The sequence below is a fragment of the Campylobacter felis genome (assembly GCF_030250085.1).
Classification (GTDB): Bacteria; Campylobacterota; Campylobacteria; order Campylobacterales; family Campylobacteraceae; genus Campylobacter_D; species Campylobacter_D upsaliensis.
This window is the reverse complement of record NZ_JANURX010000013.1, coordinates 16,855-34,992: the sequence shown is the minus strand read 5'-3', so window position 1 is coordinate 34,992 and position 18,138 is coordinate 16,855. Positions and strand designations below refer to the sequence as shown.

General features: G+C 35.5%; 22 protein-coding genes. 2 read left to right on the top strand and 20 right to left on the bottom strand.

Going from position 1 to position 18,138, the window contains the following annotated elements:
* From NYG92_RS09230 to NYG92_RS07260, 14 genes are all read right to left on the bottom strand, one after another.
* On the bottom strand, nucleotides 1-170 hold a 170-nt coding region (locus NYG92_RS09230), incomplete at its 3' end, for a hypothetical protein (RefSeq protein WP_489752804.1).
* Nucleotides 171-249: 79 nt separating this feature from the next.
* Nucleotides 250-750, bottom strand: a complete 501-nt coding sequence (locus NYG92_RS07320) for a flagellar FLiS export co-chaperone (protein WP_270961703.1) — start codon at nucleotides 748-750, stop codon at nucleotides 250-252.
* Nucleotides 751-802: 52 nt separating this feature from the next.
* Complete coding sequence (locus tag NYG92_RS07315; protein WP_289233983.1) at nucleotides 803-1,069, bottom strand: hypothetical protein; 267 nt, start codon at nucleotides 1,067-1,069, stop codon at nucleotides 803-805.
* Nucleotides 1,014-1,274 (bottom strand): hypothetical protein, encoded by a 261-nt coding sequence (locus NYG92_RS07310; RefSeq protein ID WP_289233982.1) that lies wholly within the window; start codon nucleotides 1,272-1,274, stop codon nucleotides 1,014-1,016. The genes NYG92_RS07315 and NYG92_RS07310 overlap by 56 nt, the downstream gene beginning before the upstream one ends.
* On the bottom strand, nucleotides 1,271-2,158 hold the full coding sequence (locus tag NYG92_RS07305; protein WP_270977783.1) for an MlaD family protein: 888 nt from the start codon (nucleotides 2,156-2,158) through the stop codon (nucleotides 1,271-1,273). Before NYG92_RS07305 ends, NYG92_RS07310 begins: the two co-directional genes overlap by 4 nt.
* 2 nt (nucleotides 2,159-2,160) lie before the next feature.
* Complete coding sequence (locus NYG92_RS07300; RefSeq protein WP_289233991.1) at nucleotides 2,161-2,883, bottom strand: ABC transporter ATP-binding protein; 723 nt, start codon at nucleotides 2,881-2,883, stop codon at nucleotides 2,161-2,163.
* The gene (locus NYG92_RS07295; RefSeq protein ID WP_289233981.1) at nucleotides 2,883-3,989 is read right to left on the bottom strand and encodes an ABC transporter permease; all 1,107 of its coding nucleotides are present in this window, start codon (nucleotides 3,987-3,989) and stop codon (nucleotides 2,883-2,885) included. The genes NYG92_RS07300 and NYG92_RS07295 overlap by 1 nt, the downstream gene beginning before the upstream one ends.
* Before the next feature lie 2 nt (nucleotides 3,990-3,991).
* Nucleotides 3,992-5,878, bottom strand: coding sequence for a transketolase (gene tkt, locus NYG92_RS07290; protein WP_289233980.1), 1,887 nt, complete (start codon nucleotides 5,876-5,878; stop codon nucleotides 3,992-3,994).
* 9 nt (nucleotides 5,879-5,887) lie between these two features.
* The gene (locus NYG92_RS07285) at nucleotides 5,888-6,727 is read right to left on the bottom strand and encodes a polyprenyl synthetase family protein (RefSeq protein WP_289233979.1); all 840 of its coding nucleotides are present in this window, start codon (nucleotides 6,725-6,727) and stop codon (nucleotides 5,888-5,890) included.
* Nucleotides 6,724-7,812 (bottom strand): DUF7488 domain-containing protein, encoded by a 1,089-nt coding sequence (locus NYG92_RS07280; protein WP_289233978.1) that lies wholly within the window; start codon nucleotides 7,810-7,812, stop codon nucleotides 6,724-6,726. The genes NYG92_RS07285 and NYG92_RS07280 overlap by 4 nt, the downstream gene beginning before the upstream one ends.
* Complete coding sequence (locus tag NYG92_RS07275; protein WP_004277858.1) at nucleotides 7,809-8,120, bottom strand: YbaB/EbfC family nucleoid-associated protein; 312 nt, start codon at nucleotides 8,118-8,120, stop codon at nucleotides 7,809-7,811. The genes NYG92_RS07280 and NYG92_RS07275 overlap by 4 nt, the downstream gene beginning before the upstream one ends.
* Nucleotides 8,121-9,407, bottom strand: a complete 1,287-nt coding sequence (locus tag NYG92_RS07270; protein ID WP_289233977.1) for a UDP-N-acetylmuramoyl-L-alanyl-D-glutamate--2,6-diaminopimelate ligase — start codon at nucleotides 9,405-9,407, stop codon at nucleotides 8,121-8,123. It lies immediately after the preceding gene.
* Entirely contained in the window at nucleotides 9,388-9,933 is a 546-nt protein-coding gene (locus NYG92_RS07265) for a hypothetical protein (protein ID WP_027304689.1), read from the bottom strand. The genes NYG92_RS07270 and NYG92_RS07265 overlap by 20 nt, the downstream gene beginning before the upstream one ends.
* Nucleotides 9,920-10,192 (bottom strand): NifU family protein, encoded by a 273-nt coding sequence (locus NYG92_RS07260; protein ID WP_289233976.1) that lies wholly within the window; start codon nucleotides 10,190-10,192, stop codon nucleotides 9,920-9,922. The genes NYG92_RS07265 and NYG92_RS07260 overlap by 14 nt, the downstream gene beginning before the upstream one ends.
* 144 nt (nucleotides 10,193-10,336) lie before the next feature.
* On the opposite strand from NYG92_RS07260, the gene NYG92_RS07255 reads away from it, so the two are divergent.
* Both NYG92_RS07255 and NYG92_RS07250 read left to right on the top strand, forming a co-directional pair.
* Nucleotides 10,337-12,091, top strand: coding sequence for a DUF262 domain-containing protein (locus NYG92_RS07255; protein WP_289233975.1), 1,755 nt, complete (start codon nucleotides 10,337-10,339; stop codon nucleotides 12,089-12,091).
* A complete protein-coding gene (locus tag NYG92_RS07250; protein WP_289233974.1) occupies nucleotides 12,091-13,281 on the top strand; it encodes a multidrug effflux MFS transporter in 1,191 nt (396 codons plus the stop codon). Before NYG92_RS07255 ends, NYG92_RS07250 begins: the two co-directional genes overlap by 1 nt.
* On the opposite strand, the gene rimP is transcribed toward NYG92_RS07250, so the two are convergent.
* Genes rimP through NYG92_RS07220 form a run of 6 tightly spaced genes read right to left on the bottom strand, consistent with a single transcriptional unit; the run spans nucleotide 13,282 to nucleotide 18,131 of the window.
* Nucleotides 13,282-13,698 (bottom strand): ribosome maturation factor RimP, encoded by a 417-nt coding sequence (gene rimP / locus NYG92_RS07245; protein WP_115630798.1) that lies wholly within the window; start codon nucleotides 13,696-13,698, stop codon nucleotides 13,282-13,284.
* Nucleotides 13,688-14,044, bottom strand: coding sequence for a 30S ribosome-binding factor RbfA (gene rbfA, locus NYG92_RS07240; protein WP_027304685.1), 357 nt, complete (start codon nucleotides 14,042-14,044; stop codon nucleotides 13,688-13,690). The genes rimP and rbfA overlap by 11 nt, the downstream gene beginning before the upstream one ends.
* A complete protein-coding gene (gene infB / locus NYG92_RS07235; protein WP_289233973.1) occupies nucleotides 14,041-16,578 on the bottom strand; it encodes a translation initiation factor IF-2 in 2,538 nt (845 codons plus the stop codon). Before infB ends, rbfA begins: the two co-directional genes overlap by 4 nt.
* Nucleotides 16,565-16,849, bottom strand: coding sequence for a DUF448 domain-containing protein (locus tag NYG92_RS07230; protein ID WP_233347075.1), 285 nt, complete (start codon nucleotides 16,847-16,849; stop codon nucleotides 16,565-16,567). Before NYG92_RS07230 ends, infB begins: the two co-directional genes overlap by 14 nt.
* On the bottom strand, nucleotides 16,843-17,721 hold the full coding sequence (gene thrB / locus NYG92_RS07225) for a homoserine kinase (RefSeq protein ID WP_270977770.1): 879 nt from the start codon (nucleotides 17,719-17,721) through the stop codon (nucleotides 16,843-16,845). Before thrB ends, NYG92_RS07230 begins: the two co-directional genes overlap by 7 nt.
* Before the next feature lie 8 nt (nucleotides 17,722-17,729).
* On the bottom strand, nucleotides 17,730-18,131 hold the full coding sequence (locus tag NYG92_RS07220; protein ID WP_289233972.1) for a tRNA threonylcarbamoyladenosine biosynthesis protein TsaB: 402 nt from the start codon (nucleotides 18,129-18,131) through the stop codon (nucleotides 17,730-17,732).
* Nucleotides 18,132-18,138 lie beyond the last annotated feature (7 nt).

The following is an 18,138-nucleotide window of genomic DNA, read 5'->3' as shown; positions in this document are numbered from 1 at the left end:
TGGTAATTTTTAAGATTTTTATTATGTTTTTTTTTGATATGGTTTAGTTTAAAGAGTAAGGATATTACCCCCCCCCCCCCCCCCGTGTTATATTTGATTAATTCTTGACCAAGTTTATAAGAAAGATGATTTTTGATTCTTTGTGTGGCGGAGTTTGGATTGATGATCATTAGTGTTCCTTTTGTCTAAATTAAAAGCGGTATTTTATCAAAAAAAAAAAAAATGAAAGGGTAATCCCTGAAATGGGGATTACTTGAAGAGTTTTTTAAAGTCTTGAGCGGTGTCAAACATTGAGGTGGTATTAAGATTAGCTCCCATTAAAATCGCCCCACTAAGCTCACTTAAATTTGCTTTAATTTCCTCTCTCTTATCTTCGATGTAAGCTAAAACTCCCTCATATCCGCCCTTATCAAGCACTAAAAGAGGGTTTGAAATTTCAAATTCAAAAAGCTTTTGTCCCACATACACATTAAAAATATTATCAAAAAGTGCCGTCCCCATAAAAGAGCAGCTATTCACAAGTTGCGATGAAGCTGCGTCTAAAGTGCGTTTTTGCACTTCGTCTGTATCCTTTTGAAGTCTTTGAGTGATATTATTTTGAATTTTTTTAAGACTTAGGTCTAGAACTTGCAAAGCGCCTATAAAATCGTTTGCATCGCTAATTTGTGAGCAAAGCTGTTTAGCCTTAAATTCGCTCACCCCATCGACTTCGCCTAAATGCTGTTTTAAAATGTCTAATTCACTTTTCATTTGCTTCCTTTCAAATATTGCTAAGTTTAGGTAAGCAAAAAGTGTTCCTCTTTTAACTAAATTTCGTAAGCCACGCAATAATCTTATCGCAGAGTTCGTTTAAACCTCTCTCAAAACCTACAATTAAAGTATTCATTTGCAAATCTTCAAGCACGACAAGCACTTCAAAAAATTCATTTTCAAGAATTTTTTGCTCTTTGATGTCAAAAAGCGTTACGCTAAGGCTTATTTTTGCGAAATTTCCCTCACTTGTGATGATTTGCTCAGCGGTAAAAATTACTCGGTAAATCCGCCCAAAAATGATAAGCATAAGTCCCACTTAAGCCCTTTTTTACATAAATAATTTCTTTGGAATTTAGATATAGTGGAACTTTAGGCTTTAAAATTTGAAGCGTTTTTTGCGAGTGTGTGAGACTTTTTTCGTAACCATAGCTCTTTAAAATGAGGCTTTGCTCTTTATCCACAGAAATTTTAGCACACCCGCTTAAAAAAAATAGCAAAAAAAATGTAAAAATTCGCATCATTTCTCTCCTGGTCCTAGTTTGGGTTGAGTTTCTTTAAAGATTAAATCAGACGGACTTCTTTGCAAATTCTTAATGGCTTTATTACTCTCTAAAAGCCAAATTTTAAGAAGCTCTAAGTCCTCCAAAAGGGCATCGCGAAGCTCATCGTAGCTATCTATTTTCCTAGTGCCTTTTTGCATTAAAAGCGTGAAAGCCCTGCTACTTTCATCGACATTTTGTAAAGTTTGGCGTAAATTTTTCGCACTCAGCTCTACTTCTTTAGCCATCAAAGCGACATTTTTACTAGCTTCGTTTAAATTTTTACTTAAAGCCTTAGAATTTGCATTTAAATTTTCACTAAGCTGGGCTAAATTTTTCAGCAACATTGCAATGTTTTGTAAATTTTCATCGCTTAAAAGCTTTTTGCTTTTATCGTCCGCTGTTTTAATGAGAGAAAAAATCCTCTCTCCCTGTCTGTCAATGGTCGCTAAAAAGCTTTCCCTAAAGGCTATCACAGGGTAGCCACCATCGCTAGTTAGCTTTTTGGAATTCACACTTCCTCCTTGAAGCTGTATAAATTTAAGCCCGGTAATACCTTGAAGCTGTAAAGTCGCAAAAGTGTCCTCTTTAATAGGCGTTTCTTTTTTGACCTTGATGAGGATATTAACTCCTAAGTTTTGTTTTGTATAAATGCTGATATTTTCCACACTTCCAACTTCCACGCCAAGAAGTCTTACGGGGGCTTTAAGTCCAAGTCCAGCGACTGATTCTTGCGTGTGAATTTCATAGTATTCAAAACTTTCTTCTTCTGAATACCCTCCAAGCCATAGCATAAAAATGAGGCTTGCAAAAAACACTCCAAAAATAAAAATTCCAACCCAAAAATAACTTGCCTTATTTTCCACTTTTACTCCATAAATCTTTTAAAAAGTCTTTCATTTTGCACTTTTAATTCGCTAAAAGTGCCACAAAAAGCGACCCTTTTATCTTCTAAGATGATAAAACGATCTAAAATATTTTTCATACTTTCTTTATCGTGCGTAACTAAAATGATATTTAAATCAAGACTTTGCTTAAGTTTTAAAACCAAATCATCAAATTCACGCGAGCTATAAGGATCAAGTCCAGAAGTCGGCTCGTCCAAAAAAAGCAAACGGCTATCAAGTGCTAACGCCCTAGCTATCGCTACTCTTTTTTGCATACCCCCACTTAACTCACTTGGATACTGCTTTAAAACATTTTCATTTAAGCCGACCATTTTAAGCTTCATCATCACAAGTTCTTTAATAGCTTCATTGTTTAAATTTGTATATTCTTTAAGAGGTATGGCGATATTTTCAAAAACAGAAAAAAAGCTAAACAAAGCCGCAAATTGAAACACAACGCCCCATTTTGAGCGTAAAATTTGTGCGTTTTCTTCGCTGATGTTTTTAAGCTTAAAGCCTAAAATTTCATACTCTCCACTATCAAAATGCTCTAATAAAAGCATTTGTTTTAAAAGCACAGACTTACCACTGCCACTTCCTCCTAAAATGCCAAAAATTTCGTTTTTTTTCACCTCAAAACTGACGCCATTATGGATACATTTAGAGCCAAATTTGGTAACGATATTTTTCGCACAAATAACCATCATATGCCCATTTGCGTTAAAATGACAGAAAACAAAGCATCAAAGGCTATCACCCAAAAAATCGCATTAACCACGCTTTTAGTTGTGTAAATTCCTATACTTTGCGTTGTGTGTTTGACTTCAAGACCTCTAAAACAAGCAATTAATCCTATTAAAAAACCAAAAATAGGTGCTTTTATCAAGCCTATAATAACATGCTTAAGATCCACAGCCTCCTTAAAACGGCGTAAAAACTCAGCAAAATTAATATCCAAATTAAGATGAGCGACCATCATACCTCCAAAAATACTAACAAAATCACTCACCGCAACGATTAAGGGCATAGCCACGACTAAAGCTAAAACGCGTGGGATAATGATGAAATGAAAGGTTGAAAAACCCATAGTATTCATCGCGGCAATTTCATCGGTAATCTTCATCACCCCAATTTGTGCGGTGTATGAACTCGCACTGCGTCCTGCTATCACAATAGCCGCTATTAGAGGTGCTAGCTCTCTTGTGGCTGAAATTCCTACTAAATCAACTATGAAAATATTTGCACCAAATTGTGCCAATTGAAACGCTGCTTGATAAGCTAAAACAACGCCCACTAATAAAGCCGTCAAAATCACTATGGGTAGGGCTTTAAGAGCTGAATTTTCTATATGATACAAAAAAGCGACAAAACGAAAGGTTTTAGGCTTTTTAAAACACTGAAAAAACGCGGTAAAAAATTCGCCAACAAAACAAATAAATTGTTTTAAAATCCCAAGCAGATTAAGACTTAAAACGCCTAGATTGATGAATAATTCCGCTGTATCAAAATGCTTTTTTGGCTCTTTTAAAATTCTTTGATAATTCTTCTCACAAAGCTCAAATAAGGCGTTAAATTTCTCGCTTAAATGCACTCTTTGACTCACAATGCCTCTTTTTTGCAATTCATATTCTAAAGCTAGGAAAAATCTCACTCCAGCCATATCAATAAATTCTAATTGATGAAAGTCTAAAATACACTGCGTTTGAAAATTTTTAATAAAATCAGTAATTTTAAAATCTGCAATGCTATTTTTATCCCAAATTCCTAAAACAAAAAGCGTTTGATTTTGAATTTGAAATAGTGTTTTCATCGTTAAATTTGACGCACGAAGGCACAAAGCTTTGGCACACTAAAGCCAAAATGTTCAAATACAGCCTTATCCTTACCACTTTCGCCAAAACTCTCAATCCCATAAAGCACATCACAAAACTGATAAAGCTCTTTAGAATTCGCCGCTTCAACACCGATAACCTTGCCCTTTAAAAGTCTCTTTTTATAGGCTTTATCTTGCCTTTCAAAAAGCTCATAACAAGGCATAGAGATGACATTACACAAAATTCCCTCTTTTTCAAGCTCCAAAGCCACATCTAAACAAAGACTTACCTCGCTACCACTTGCTAGAAGCGTGTATGTAGGATTTTGATGCTCTTTTAATAAATAAGCCCCATTTTCCACATCACCAAAAATAGCCCCATCTAAGGCTTTTAATTTCTGCCTTGAAAGGATAAAGGCACTTGGACACTCATTTTTTAAAGCCACCTGCCACGCTTTAGCATTTTCTACCCCATCAGCTGGTCTAAAGCTTAAAAAATTTGGCATAGCTCTAAAAGTGCTCAATTGCTCTATGGGTTGGTGCGTAGGACCATCTTCGCCCACACCTATACTATCGTGGGTAAAAATGAAAAAATGTTTAAGTTTCATCAAAGCCGCTATCCTTGCTGCTGGCTTTAAATACTCGCTAAAAATGAAAAAAGTCGCCGAAAAAGGTAGGAAAAGTCCATATCTCGCAAAGGCGTTATTAATAGCCGCCATAGCGTGTTCTCTTATCCCAAAATGGATATTTTTACCCTCTACAAAATCGCCCATTGCTTTAAGTTCTGTTTTATTAGACGGTGCAAGGTCTGCACTCCCTCCTAAAAAACCCTCCAAATTTTTAGCTAAAACATTTAAAATTTCGCCGTTGCTATCTCTAGTGGCTAGGTCTTTACCTTTAAAATTTGGGAATTCTATTTTAGAAAAATCAGGATTTAAAAGCTTATTGAGAAGTTCTTTTTTGCCTGAATTTTCTAAAGTCTTATTCCATTTTGCCTCGCTCAAGTCACCAAGCTCTACCGCACTTAAAAAGCGAATTTTCACATCTTCATCAATGATAAAATTAGCATTTTCATCAAAGCCAAGCTTTGCTTTTGCCCTTTTGATTAAATCCTCGCCCAAAGGTGCGCCGTGGCTATGATGAGAGCCCTCAAGTTCTAAAGCACCTTTTGCTATGGTTGTTTTGGCGATGATGAGATAAGGTTTAGAACTTTTTTTCGCCCTGCAAAATGCCACATCAATCTCCTCAAAATCGTGCCCATTAATTTGCTCTACTTCAAAGCCTTGTGCCTCAAAACGCTTCACAATATCCTCATTAAAAGCAATGCCAACATCACCCTCAATGGAAATTTCATTACTATCATAAATTAAAATTAAATTATCAAGCTTATGGAGTCCCGCTAAAGAACAGGCTTCATAGCTAATACCCTCTTGCAAATCCCCGTCGCCACACAAACAATAAATTTGGTGATTAATCAAATCTTTACCTAGTAAATTTTGTGCTTTTTTCGCTGCCATAGCAAAGCCTACGGCATTTGCCACGCCTTGTCCTAAAGGTCCTGTGGCTATTTCTACACCTGGTGTTGTGATTTCTGGGTGTCCGGGCGTTTTGGAGTGAAGCCTACGAAAATGTTTTAAATCCTCCAAACTTACATCATAGCCACTTAAATGCAAAAAACTATACAGCAAAGCTGAGGCGTGCCCACCTGAAAACACGAGGCGGTCGCGATTTAGCCATTGTGGATTTTTAGGATTATGACTTAAATGTCTGCTTAAAACGATCATAATATCCGCTAAGCCCAAAGGCGCACCCGGATGCCCTGAATTTGCCTTTTGTATCATATCTGCACTTAAAAATCTTAAAGTATTCGCCTGCTTTTTTAACATTGTTTTCCTTTATAAATATTCTTTAATTAGGTCTTTTAAATTTGCGATAAAATTAGCATTTAAACCCTCAAATTGACACTCTTTTAAAAGTTTATCTTTGCACTTCTTAGCCTCTTTAAGTCCTAATAAATTCACAAAAGAATTCTTATGTGTATCGGCATTTGTCGGTTTTCCGCTTTCTTTTTCACTCAAAGTCGCATCGATAATATCATCATTGATTTGAAAAATTAAGCCAAGTTTTAAGCCTAGTTCGTAAAGTTGCTTAGTTATTGTTTCGTCAAGTTCGCAAATTTGACAGCCCATTTTTAAACTTGCCGCGATGAGTTTGGCGGTTTTGTGTGTGTGTAAAAATTCTAATTCTTTTAAGTTGAGCTTTTGATCTTCAAAATAACAATCAATCGCCTGCCCTATAATCATACCATTAAGCCCCGCATTAAAAGCAAGAGTTTCTACGAGTTTAAGAGAGATTGTGGCGGACAAATTTAAGCGACTTAAAAGCAAAAATGCTTCCGTATTTAAAGCATCGCCGACTAAAATCGCCGTTGTTTCATCGTAGCTTTTATGTAGGGTGGGTGTAGAGCGTCTAAAATCGGCATTATCCATAGCGGGCAAATCATCGTGTATAAGCGAATAAGTATGGATAAATTCTAAAGCTAAAGCCGCATCCAGCGCTTCTTTAAAACGCTCTTTTTTGTAAAAATAAACCACATTTAAAAGAAGTTGAGCGCGAAAATACTTCCCCCCAGCTTTTAACATCACTGCTAAGGCTTCGTTAAAAAATGGGTGGAAACTTGGAATTTGAGGTAGATTTCGCATTAAGTGCTTGTGAAATTCCTCCCTCAAATTCACTTCACAAGCCTTATGAAAAATTGAAATTTTCCATCACTTTTTTGGGATAAGTCAAGATTATTATCAAAACGATGCAAAGGAAGTTTTTTCTCTAGTCTTTCTAGGAGTATGTTAAAATCATTACCCTTAGCTAAAATGTCTTGAAGCTGCTTGAAATTTTTAATCATTTCATTATTAACGCGTAAAATTTTATCTCCCACCATAAAGCCAGCCCTACTTGCTTTTGAGTTGGTATCGACTTTAGTTATGATAAGAGCAGAATTGACACTTAAGCCAAGATTACTTCTAAAACTTGTTGGAGCAGGTTTTGGCTTATTGCTTGGCAAATTAAAATGGCTAATGTCCTTTTCAAACACTATGCTAGAGATATTTAAATCCTGATTATCTCTTTTAACACCAAAATAAATCGTGCTTCCTCTATCGGCAAAAAGTATTCTCTCATTGACCTTTCTTACATCACGCACATTAGCTCCATCAATGCTAATAAGCTCATCATTGACTAAAAATTGCGGATTTTTACGGACATTTCCTACATAAATTTTATTTTCTCTTACGACAAAATCGACTCCTATATCACCCCAATACACATCATTATATTTCATAAAATGCTTAAGATAGCGATTACCTATGAAAGAGCTGTTATTTAGAGCTATGCCTAGCATATTGCAACAAGGCTCACCTAAAAGTCCTACCTTACTTTGAAAGTCAAGCTGGTCTTTTTCGTCAATATTTTGTGCTAAATACTTAATGTGTCCTATATAAGGCTTATTTGGGTCCCAAATACCCACCCAGTCGTTTCTAGTAAGCTTTTCTTCATCTGCCATAGGCGTTGGGATAAGAGAAAAGGGCGTTCTTACAAGATATAAATTTAAAAAAGGATCATATTTGACATATTGATTTAGCTTTGCGTTAGGCGTTTTTAAAACGGCTAATAAATTTTCGCTTAAAACAAAGGCTTGCATACCTTCATAATTTAACATACTTGCCTTATTCCTCTCATACCCTGCGGCAAAGTCCTCAAATCTCGGTCTTTCAATCGCCCACATAAAAGAAAATAAAACAAAAAAAGTCAATAAAATTCTCATATCTTAAGCCCTCCTAAACCTCCAAGCATATCACTTGCTATGCTATTTTTATTTTGTGCGACCATAGCCAAAACATCATTAATTGCCGCTATGAGTAAAATTTGCAAAGATTCTTTATCCTCAAGCAAAGAATCATCAATGCTAACATCAATAATCTCTCCCTTGCCATTTGCACTTACTTTCACAAGTCCCGCACCGCTTTTAGCACTAAACTCCTTTTTGTCTAGCTCAAGCTCCATAGCCTTAGCCTTTTCTTGCACCTTGTTTAAAAGCTCGCCCATTTTAGAAAAGTCTAAATTTTCAAACATTTATTTTCCTTGATTTTTATAAAAATTTAACACGACTTCTTTGTCGCTAAAAGGATATTTTACGCCCTTAATTTCCTGATAAGTCTCATCGCCTTTGCCAAGTATGATGACTAAATCGTCTTCTTTTTTTAATTCTAAAGCCTTACAAATGGCAAGTTCCCTATTTTCTATCATCAAAGGGGTGTTTTTATCCTCAAAGCCTTGCAAAATTTCTTGCATAATGCTTTTAGGATCCTCGCTTCTGGGATTATCACTTGTAATGATAGCATTTTTTGCATAATGAGCGACCATTTTTCCCATTAAAGCCCTTTTGCTCTTATCTCTATCGCCTCCTGCTCCAAAAACGACAATGAGATTTTTATTTTTCAAACTATCAAGCACCTTTTCTATCCCATCTGGAGTATGAGCAAAATCGACTATCACTCCCTCTACAATCTTCTCCACCCTTCCACAAACTCCACCAAAACCACTAATAGCCCTTTCTAAATCTGCCAAATTTGGCTTTACAAGCTCATTAACACAAGCACTAGCAGCTAAAAGATTGTAAAGATTAAAAAGTCCCAAAACAGATGAGTGTATGTGAAAGCTTTGATTTTTAGCTAAAACTAAAGCGTCAATTTCATTTTCTAAAGCATAAGCTTTAACTTGATAAAAAGCGGGATTTTCTATGCCATAAGTGTAGGCATTTTTGACATTGAAATTGATATGAAAGGCGTCTTTGTTGATAAATTTCAAGCTTTCATCTGTGAAAAAACTCTCTTTTGCCTCTTTATAATTTTCAAAAGAGCCGTGAAAGTCTAAATGATCTTGCGTTAAATTAGTAAAGATTTTCGCCGCAAAACAAAGTCCCTCGATGCGATTTTGCACCAAAGCGTGGGAGCTTACTTCCATCACAAAAAATTCACACCCTTTTAAGGTCGCTTTTTGTAAATATTCTAAAGTTTTTAAAATCGGCGAAGTGGTTAAGGACTTTTCATCGATTTTTTCATCATTAATAAAAGCTCCCCTTGTCCCACAAAGCCCACATTTAAAGCCCAAATCAAGCAAGATAGAATAAATCGCCGCTGCGGTTGTCGTTTTGCCATTAGTGCCTGTGATGCCGATGATTTTAATTGTTTCATCGATACCTAAAAGCTTCTTAGTCTCTTCCACATCGATGATTTTGGCACCTTTTTTTACGGCTTCATCTTTAAATTTGGCATTTTGAAAGCAGCTTAAAAAAAAGCAATCTTTCTCACACTCGCTTGAATTATCCGTGATAAAAGTTTCATTTAGCTTTATTTTCACCCTTAAACCCTTTAAATTGTTTTTTGAGTTTTATAAAATTTTCGTGATCCCAAAAATGCGGAAAAATATCTTCGATATAATTCAAAGCCGCTTCCTCATAGCCATTTTTGCATAACTCTTCTAAAAAATTTAAAAAATCTTTCTTATCATCAATGATTAATTTAGCATTAAAAATAATATTTTCAAAACTTTTCTTAAAGCCTATTTTTTTCACGCTTTCTAAAAAATCTCTATAATTTAAAGCGTGTCCATCTTCAAATTCATCTTTAATGTTTGCTTTAAACATCACTAAAGTCAGAACGCTTTCAAAATCTTTTTGCATTTTTTTGCTTTTTGCGTGTTTGAGATAAAATTCAAGCAAAGCCTTAGCTTCTTGCTCTTTTTCAAGTCCAAATTCGCAGAGGCTAATAAGATTTAACAAATGCTCATCTTTTTTTTCTTTATAAGCTAAGGAAAGATAAATAAGGGCGTTATTAAAATCGCCTATTTTTAAATATTTTAATGCAATCTTTCTATAATTTTGCAAATTCTTGCTCCCCACCTTCTAGATTTATAATGCTAATTTCAGGGTGTATGTCGATTTTAAGCTGTCTTTCAAGAGAATATTTAAGCGTAATGCCACTGGAGGCACAGCCCTTACAAGCGCCGATTAAATGCACATAAACTACGCCATTTTTTACACCTAAAAATTCAAGTCCCCCTCCATCACGCTCCAAAATGGGCAAAGATTTTTCTAAGCTTTTTTTTACAGGATTTATTAATTCTTCATCGCTAAAAGGAATCATTTTTAAACCTTAACTTTACATTTTTTAAACTTTAGCTAATTTGTGTTAAAATAAGGTAAATTTAAACTTTTTAAACGCAATGTATCATAAATAATTTTAATTTTATTTTGCTAAAATTTATAATATAAATTACAGGAGACTAAAATGGCAGAATTAAGAGCAGAGGCAAATACTATCGCGGATTATCTTTCTAAAAATCACTTTCTTATCCCTATGTATCAAAGAAATTATGTTTGGGGAGAAGATGAGTGTGGGCAGCTTTGGGACGATATTTATCATTTTTATAAAAATAAAACAGACGATGATGAGTATTTTTTAGGCTCTATGGTCATTTACGCAGAAAATAAGGTGCAAAACATCATAGACGGACAGCAACGCACTACCACGCTTTTATTACTCATTCGCGCCCTTTATGAAAAGGCAAAAGGGCAAAAGAAAGAAAATGTCGATAAATTAAAGGATAGTTTGGCGGATTGCTTATGGGATACGCACAGAAGAACCGGAGAAATTTTTTACGATAAAACGCATTTAAAAAGCGAGGTTGCCACAGATAAGGATAATGAAAAATTAGAAAGTCTTTTTAAAGAGGATATAAAAATAGACGAAAAAGATAAAAAACTTTCTTTATACGAAAAAAATTATCTTTATTTTAAAAGAAAAATTGATGATTTGGCACTTAATGAGCCTGTGGAGTGGTTTGGCTTTTGTGAATGTTTGCTTGATGATTGCGTAATTTTACCCATAGAATGCAGCGAAAGGGACAAGGCTTTAAGGATTTTTAATACTCTTAATAATAGAGGCATTTCGCTTAGCACGGCAGATATTTTAAAAGGCATTATTTACGCAAATAAAAAAGAAGATGAAAAGCCCCTTTTTGCGAAAGAGTGGCAGAATTTAGAAAGCTTACTTCAAGATTCAAATTATCTTAAAAAAGAAGATGTAGGCTTTTTATTTGAGCAATATGAGCATATCATTAGAGCTTTACACGAGGAATTAGACACGGTTATCCCTACTGTGCTTGATTTTTGGACTAAAAAAGATAAATTAAATTCTAAAAAGAAAAATGTCAATTTTGCAGCAAATGAGGACTTACTCACCCAAAAAGAAAGCTTTGAATTTATCAAAAAACTGGGCGATTTTTGGGCGGATCCTTATGATTTTTTAGACGAGCAGGGTAAAAAATATTTTGCGATTTTAAATCTATTTCCTAATAAATTATGGCGTATGGTCGTTTCGATGTGTTTTTACGAAGCACATAAAAATAAAGAGAGCTTAAAAGAGCTTTTAGATATGATTTTGCCACAAATTGCGTCTTATTGTGCGCTTGGTTTATTTTGGGGTAAGGGCGGTGGAGCTGGGCTTTTTTGGGGCTTTATGAAGGCTAATATCAATTTAAAAAACAAAAAAAGAGAGAAAATTTTTGAAAAATCTTTAAATTTACCCACTTTAAAAATGCCAAGTTTGGAAAATTTCATCGATTTTTCTCAAAAAACTATCCCTAAAAGTATGCGTTATGTTCTTGCTTTTTATGCCTTAATTTATGATGAAAAGCAAATTTTTTGGTGGAATAGTGCAAACAAAAATTTCAGTTTTAATCTTTTAGAGATAGAGCATATACTCCCTAGAAAATGGCAGGATAATTACTACAAGCTTGAAGAAGATGAGGTTAAAAACTTAGTTGAACAAATAGGCAATAAAATTCTTATAGAAAAAAAGCTTAACATAGTCGCTTCAAATGAATTTTTTACTAAGAAAAAAGAGCATTATGCCGCTTCATTTTGTGCCGAAGTAAAAGCCCTTTCAAAAAGCTCTAAAAAGAACTGGGATTTTAAGGACATTGAGGAAAGAAATAGGCAAATTTATGCCGAATTTGGTGAATTTTTTAGCGAGATCTTTTAATGCAAAAACACACCAAAATTAAGGGTTTTGCCAAATTTAGACTTATTTTCATTTTAGCTTTAATGTCGAGCATAGCCCCGCTTTCTACCGATATGTATCTCCCTGCACTTTCACAGGTCAAACAAAGCTTTGAAACAAGTGAGTTTTTAACCCAACTTTCTTTAGCAAGTTTTTTTGTAGCTTTTGCTTTAGGACAGCTCATTTATGGACCTTTAAGCGATGTTTTTGGGCGTAAAATTCCCGCACTTGTGGGCATTTTTATCTTCATCGTTTCAAGCCTTTTTTGCGTGATAATTGATAGCATTTACGCCTTCATCGCTCTGCGTTTTTTTGAGGCTTTGGGGGGATGCGCTGGAGTGGTTATCGCTAGGGCTATTGTCAATGATTTATTCGAGCTTAAAGAAGCGGCTGGCGTTTTTGCCCTGATGATGGTTTTTAGCGCCCTTGCCCCCATGCTTTCTCCTTCATTTGGAGGCTTTTTGATAGAGTATTTTTCTTGGCATAGCATTTTTGCCACACTCTTCGCACTTGGAATTTTGCTTTTTTTGCTCATTCTTTTTGCGCTTAAAGAATCCGCTCCCCATCTCGGTCGTCAAAAATTCTCCCTCCAAAAGACAAAGCAAGCCTACGCTTTCATCCTTAGCGACAAAAAATTCCTCGTTTATGTCTCTTCTATGTCCTTGGTTTTGGCGGCGATGTTTGCCTATATCACGGGCTCTAGCTTTGTGTTTATTAATTTTTTTGACTTGAGTGAAAGGGATTTTGGTTTGCTTTTTGGACTTAATGCTTTGGGCTTTGTTATTTTTGCAAATATTAACGCAAAAATGGTTCAAAAAATCCCTAGTGAAAAAATCCTCTTTTACGCACTTATCATTATGCTTATTTCTACGCTCATTTTATTTGTAAATTCTTTGATTAAGCCAAATTTTTGGCTTTTTGAACTTAGCATTTTTACAAGTATAGCCTTGCTTGGTTTTATCGCTCCTAATGGCACAACTTTAGCAATGGCACGCTTTAAAGACCACAGCGGCACAGCTTCCGCGGTGCTTGGCACTAGTCAATTTGCTTTAGCGGGGGTAATTTCTTTTATTGTGAGTGCTGTGGGTGCAAATACTCCTGTTATTTTAGCTTTAATTATGCTCATTTGCGTTGTGCTTGCAAATGGACTTTATTTTGCGATGAAGAGATAATCACCACTCTATAAAGGTTTTTGCTTTTTTAACTTGACTAAATTCAATGCAAATTTCAGCTTTTTCATCTTGCAAAAAGATATTTTCTCCCTCGACTTTTAAAAGTTTTCCTTGAATTTTCTCTTTTTCGCTTGTAGTGATTTTAAGCATTTCGCCCACACTTTTTTCAAAATGTTCCAAAGTGCTTAGTTTCCTTTCAAGCCCAGCAGAAGACACTTCTAAAAAATACTCCCCACTAACAGGCGGCTCAACATCAAAAATAGGCGAAAGAATTTCGCTTAGCCTTGCACAATCTTCCAAGCTCACTCCACCCTCTTTCATAATGTAAATGCGGTAAATTTTTTTGCCATTTTCACTCACTAGCTCACTATCATAAAGCTCAACTCCAGCTTCCTCGCATAAAGCCTTAAGATTCATCATTTTTCCTTTTTATCTTTTCAAAAAGTGCGTCCATATGATTTTGATATTCTAATCTATCGTCAAATTTAAAGTGAAAATTAGGACATCTATACCAGCCTTGCTCACTCATACAATAATTTTGCAAAGCCCTTGAAGCTTTTTTAAGAGCATTTAAAATTCTTTCTTGCTCGTGAGTATTTAAAAACATCTTATCTAAATAAACAAAAGCATCATAACGCCCTTTTCTACACTCCACATCAACCACACAAAGATTTTTCAAATTTTCATCATCTAAATGCGCTAAGGCTTCAGGAATAAGCTCTTTTAAAATACTTTCGGTGCGAAGCTTTTTTATCTCACTCATAAACTCACTCTTTGCTCAACTTCTTTATAGCTTTCTATATAATCGCCCACACGCATATCATCACAACCCTCGATACCAACGCCACATTCATAACCCTTAGCGACCTCTTTCACATCGTCTTTAAAACGCTTAAGTGAGCTGACATTACCCTCAAAAACAACCACACCATCACGAATTAGTCGAATTTTCGCACCCCTATTTATCACACCTTCGCTTACCATACAACCTGCAATTTGCCCTATTTTTGGCACAGAAATAACTTGTCTAATCTCAGCTTGTCCAAGCTGCTCTTCAGAAATAATAGGACTCATCATACCACCAAGCAGGGCTTTTACATCATCAAGCAAATTATAAATCACATTATAGGTTTTTATCTCAACGCCCTTATCTTTAGCTTTTTCTTTAATCTCACCTGTTGGGCGTATATTAAAGCCAAGCACGATAGAATCTTCACTCGCACTAGCTAACTCTATATCACTTTGCGTGATACCGCCCACACCACTATGGATAATATTGACCTTAATTTCATCATTTCTAAGCTTTTCCAAACTCGCCCTTAAAGCCTCTAATGAGCCTTGCACATCGGCTTTTAAAATCACACTTAAAGCCTTTAAATTCCCCTCTTTAATCTTAGCTCCTAGCTCGTCAATACTCACTTTAGTGGATTTACTAAGCTCTTTTTGTCTATTGTATTCATAACGCTTTGCGGCGTATTCTCTCGCCTCTTTATCACTTTTAACGGCGATTAAAATTTCACCCGCATCAGCTACCTCACTAAGTCCTACAATGACTCCGCATTCTCCGGGCTTAATTTCCTTTAAAGCCCTGCCCATATCATCACTCATAGCCTTTATTTTACCATAAGCTACACCAGCAACTATAGTGCTTCCTACTTTTAGTGTTCCATTTTGCACGATAATAGTCGCCACAGCCCCACGACCCTTTTGCACGGAGCTTTCTATCACGCTAGCCTTAGCTAAGGTTTTAGAATTTGCCTTAAGCTCCAAAAGATCTGCTTGTAAAAGCACAATCTCAAGTAAATCTTCTATCCCCGTGCCAGCCTTAGCTGATACAGGCACAAATTCATAGCTTCCACCCCACTCCACGGGCATAATTTCCATTTCGGCAAGTTGGGTTTTAACCATATCAGGATTTGCATTTTCTTTATCCATTTTATTAATTGCTATGATTATAGGCACTCCAGCCGCTTTAGCGTGATTAATCGCTTCTTTGGTTTGTGGCTTGACCCCATCATCAGCCGCTACGACTATGATGACGATGTCCGTGATGCTCGCTCCTCTTGCACGCATTGCCGTGAAAGCTTCGTGTCCGGGAGTGTCGATAAAGGTGATTTTACGCCCATTTTTCTCAACCATATAAGCACCCACATGCTGAGTAATGCCCCCTGCCTCGCCACTTACCACACGCGAATTTCTTATATAATCTAAAAGTGAAGTTTTACCGTGATCGACATGTCCCATAATGGTAATTACAGGCGCTCTAGGCTCCAAACTCTCTTCATCTCCCATATCATAGTCTTTCACATAATCAAATTCACTCACCTCATCAATAATCTTAATCTCAATCCCAAATTCTTCCGCTAGAATTTCGATCGCTGTCTCGTCTAAAAAGTCATTTTTAGTCGTCATCATACCAAGCATAAAAAGCTTAGAGATAATTTCGCTTGTGTTTTTACCAAGCTTATCGGCAAATTCATAAACGCGAATTTCTTTAGGAATTTCTAAGTTAGTAATAACTTCACTTTCCTTTTTCTCCACTCTTTTTGGCGGCTTTTTGCGACTTCTTCTTTGTATGCCAACTTCGCCAAAATTAATAGAATTATTTTGACGCAAAAAATTTGGCGGTTTTTTAGGAGTATTTTGCACGACCTCTTTTTCTTTTACGCTAAAATCGGGCAAAATGACCTCATCTTCATCATCTAAAGAAATATCACCAAAATCTTGACTTTCCAAAAAGTCTATTTTTTCAACGCTTTCTTTTTTTGTAGCAACAAGGGCTTTTTTTTCTTTTTTCTTTTTCTTTAAATTTTCATCAGCATTGGAAAAAATCATCGACAAGCTAGGACGTTCTGATGTGCTAGGCTTTTGTTCTTCTTTTTTAAATTCTTGCTCGTCCTTTTTCTTTTTAACGATGACAAGACCACGCCTCTTAGCTAAAGTTGCACCAGCCAAACTTTGAGGCTCATTTTTTTCTTTTTTAAGTTCTTCTTTTAAAGGCTCAACTTTCTCTTGAATTTCTTCTTTAGCCTCTTCTTTTTTTGTCTCTTTTTTGGCTTTAACTGCCTTTGGTTTTTCTTCTTTTTTTAAATTTTTACCTGTTTTTTTCTCTTCTTTTTTGAAAATAGCAGGGATAGTTTTGGTTTGGATATATTCATAAATTCCAGCCGCTATCTCTGGCTCTACGGCATTTGAAGCGGTTTTAATGTCAAGTCCTAGCTCATTAGCTTTTTGAATAATGTCTTTGCTATCATAGCCTAGCTCTTTTGCGATTTCGTGTATTCTAACCTTTGCCATTAAAAATTCTCTCCTTTAAATCCTGCTGTGATGTTTTTATTATATTTTTACAAGCCCTAGAAAGTGCTTTTTGCCATTTATGATTGTCCTTTAAGAGACACGCCTCACACAAATATACGCTACGACCGCACTTTAAATCAGCACGAAGTTCATTATTTTCAACTCTAAAGCGGTATAAGATATTTTGTTTAAAACGATTTTTGCATAACACACACATTCTAATAGGCGTGTGTTTGGGCGTAATTATACTTTTTTTTGTGTTATTTAGCAAATTTTAAAGCCTTCGTTATCAAACTCTACGCACTCTACACGAAAGGTAGGAAATTTTTGTGCCATTTTGGTGGCTAGATGTTTTGCTTCCTCCTTAAAAGCAAGAGAGAAAAAGCTTGAGCCTGAGCCTGAAAGTGTGCTCATTAAAGCCTTATTTTCAAGGGCGAATTTTTGCACTTCAAAAAGTTCTGGCAGGGTTTTCATACGCTTAAATTCGTGGAGTTTATCCTGACTTGCTAGGCGTAATAATTCATATTTTTTCTCCAAAAAACAAGCCGTTAAAAAAGATGAGCGAGAAAGATTAAAAACGCAATCTTTTAAGCTTATATTAAGACTTAACGCTTCTCTACTTTGCTCGGTATTCATCGCGACATTAGGGATAAGTAGCACAGCCTTTAAAGCACTATCAAGCTCTTTTTTAATGCTAAAAACCTTACCATTTTCAACCATAGAGCAAACAAAGCCTCCCAGTGTGGCGGGGGCGATGTTATCGGGGTGATTTTCATATTTTAAAGCCTCGTTTAAAATGCGTTCTTTTTCTACCTTAAATCCACTTATCGCATAAGCTGCCCCAATCGCTCCTACAATCACAGCCGAAGAGCTTCCAAGACCTCTTGAAAGGGGGATATTATTTTGAAAAATGAAACGAAAATTTTCTTTTTTGCCACTTAGATTTCCATAAATTTCATTAAAAATTCGCACAAAGGCATTGTTTTTCTTCAAAAAGACATTTTCGCTACCCTCGCCATTAATGCTAATGCTAGTAATTTTTGCTTTTTCAATTACAACTTCATTGAAAAATTTAAGACTTAAGCCTAAGCAGTCAAAACCGGGACCCAAATTTGCACTCGTAGCAGGAACTAAAATCTTCAAAAAATATCCTAAATCACATCTAAAAAATAAAAAGGAAGATTATCTTTTTTCAAATTTACTTCTTTTAAGCTAGGGGGTAAAAAAAATTCTCCCTCCACCGCCTGTTTTAAAACAATTTCGCCTCTTTCATAAACAAAACAAAAATGCTTATTTGCCCTTATGGGTTTAAAATGGTTTAGCTCAAATGCACTTAAAGCAAAAAGGGGAATTTCTTTCACTATACTTAAGGTTTTAAGGCTTATATAAGAAATTTTTATCCCCATATAAGAGCCCGGACCATTTGCATAAATAAGTCTTTCAAATTCAAATTCTTTAAGCAAATTTTGCAAAATTTCTGGGATAAATTCACTTGCTTTAAGTTCACTTTGATATTCTCTTATAAGTCTATCATCATCATAAATTCCAAGCATTACAGGC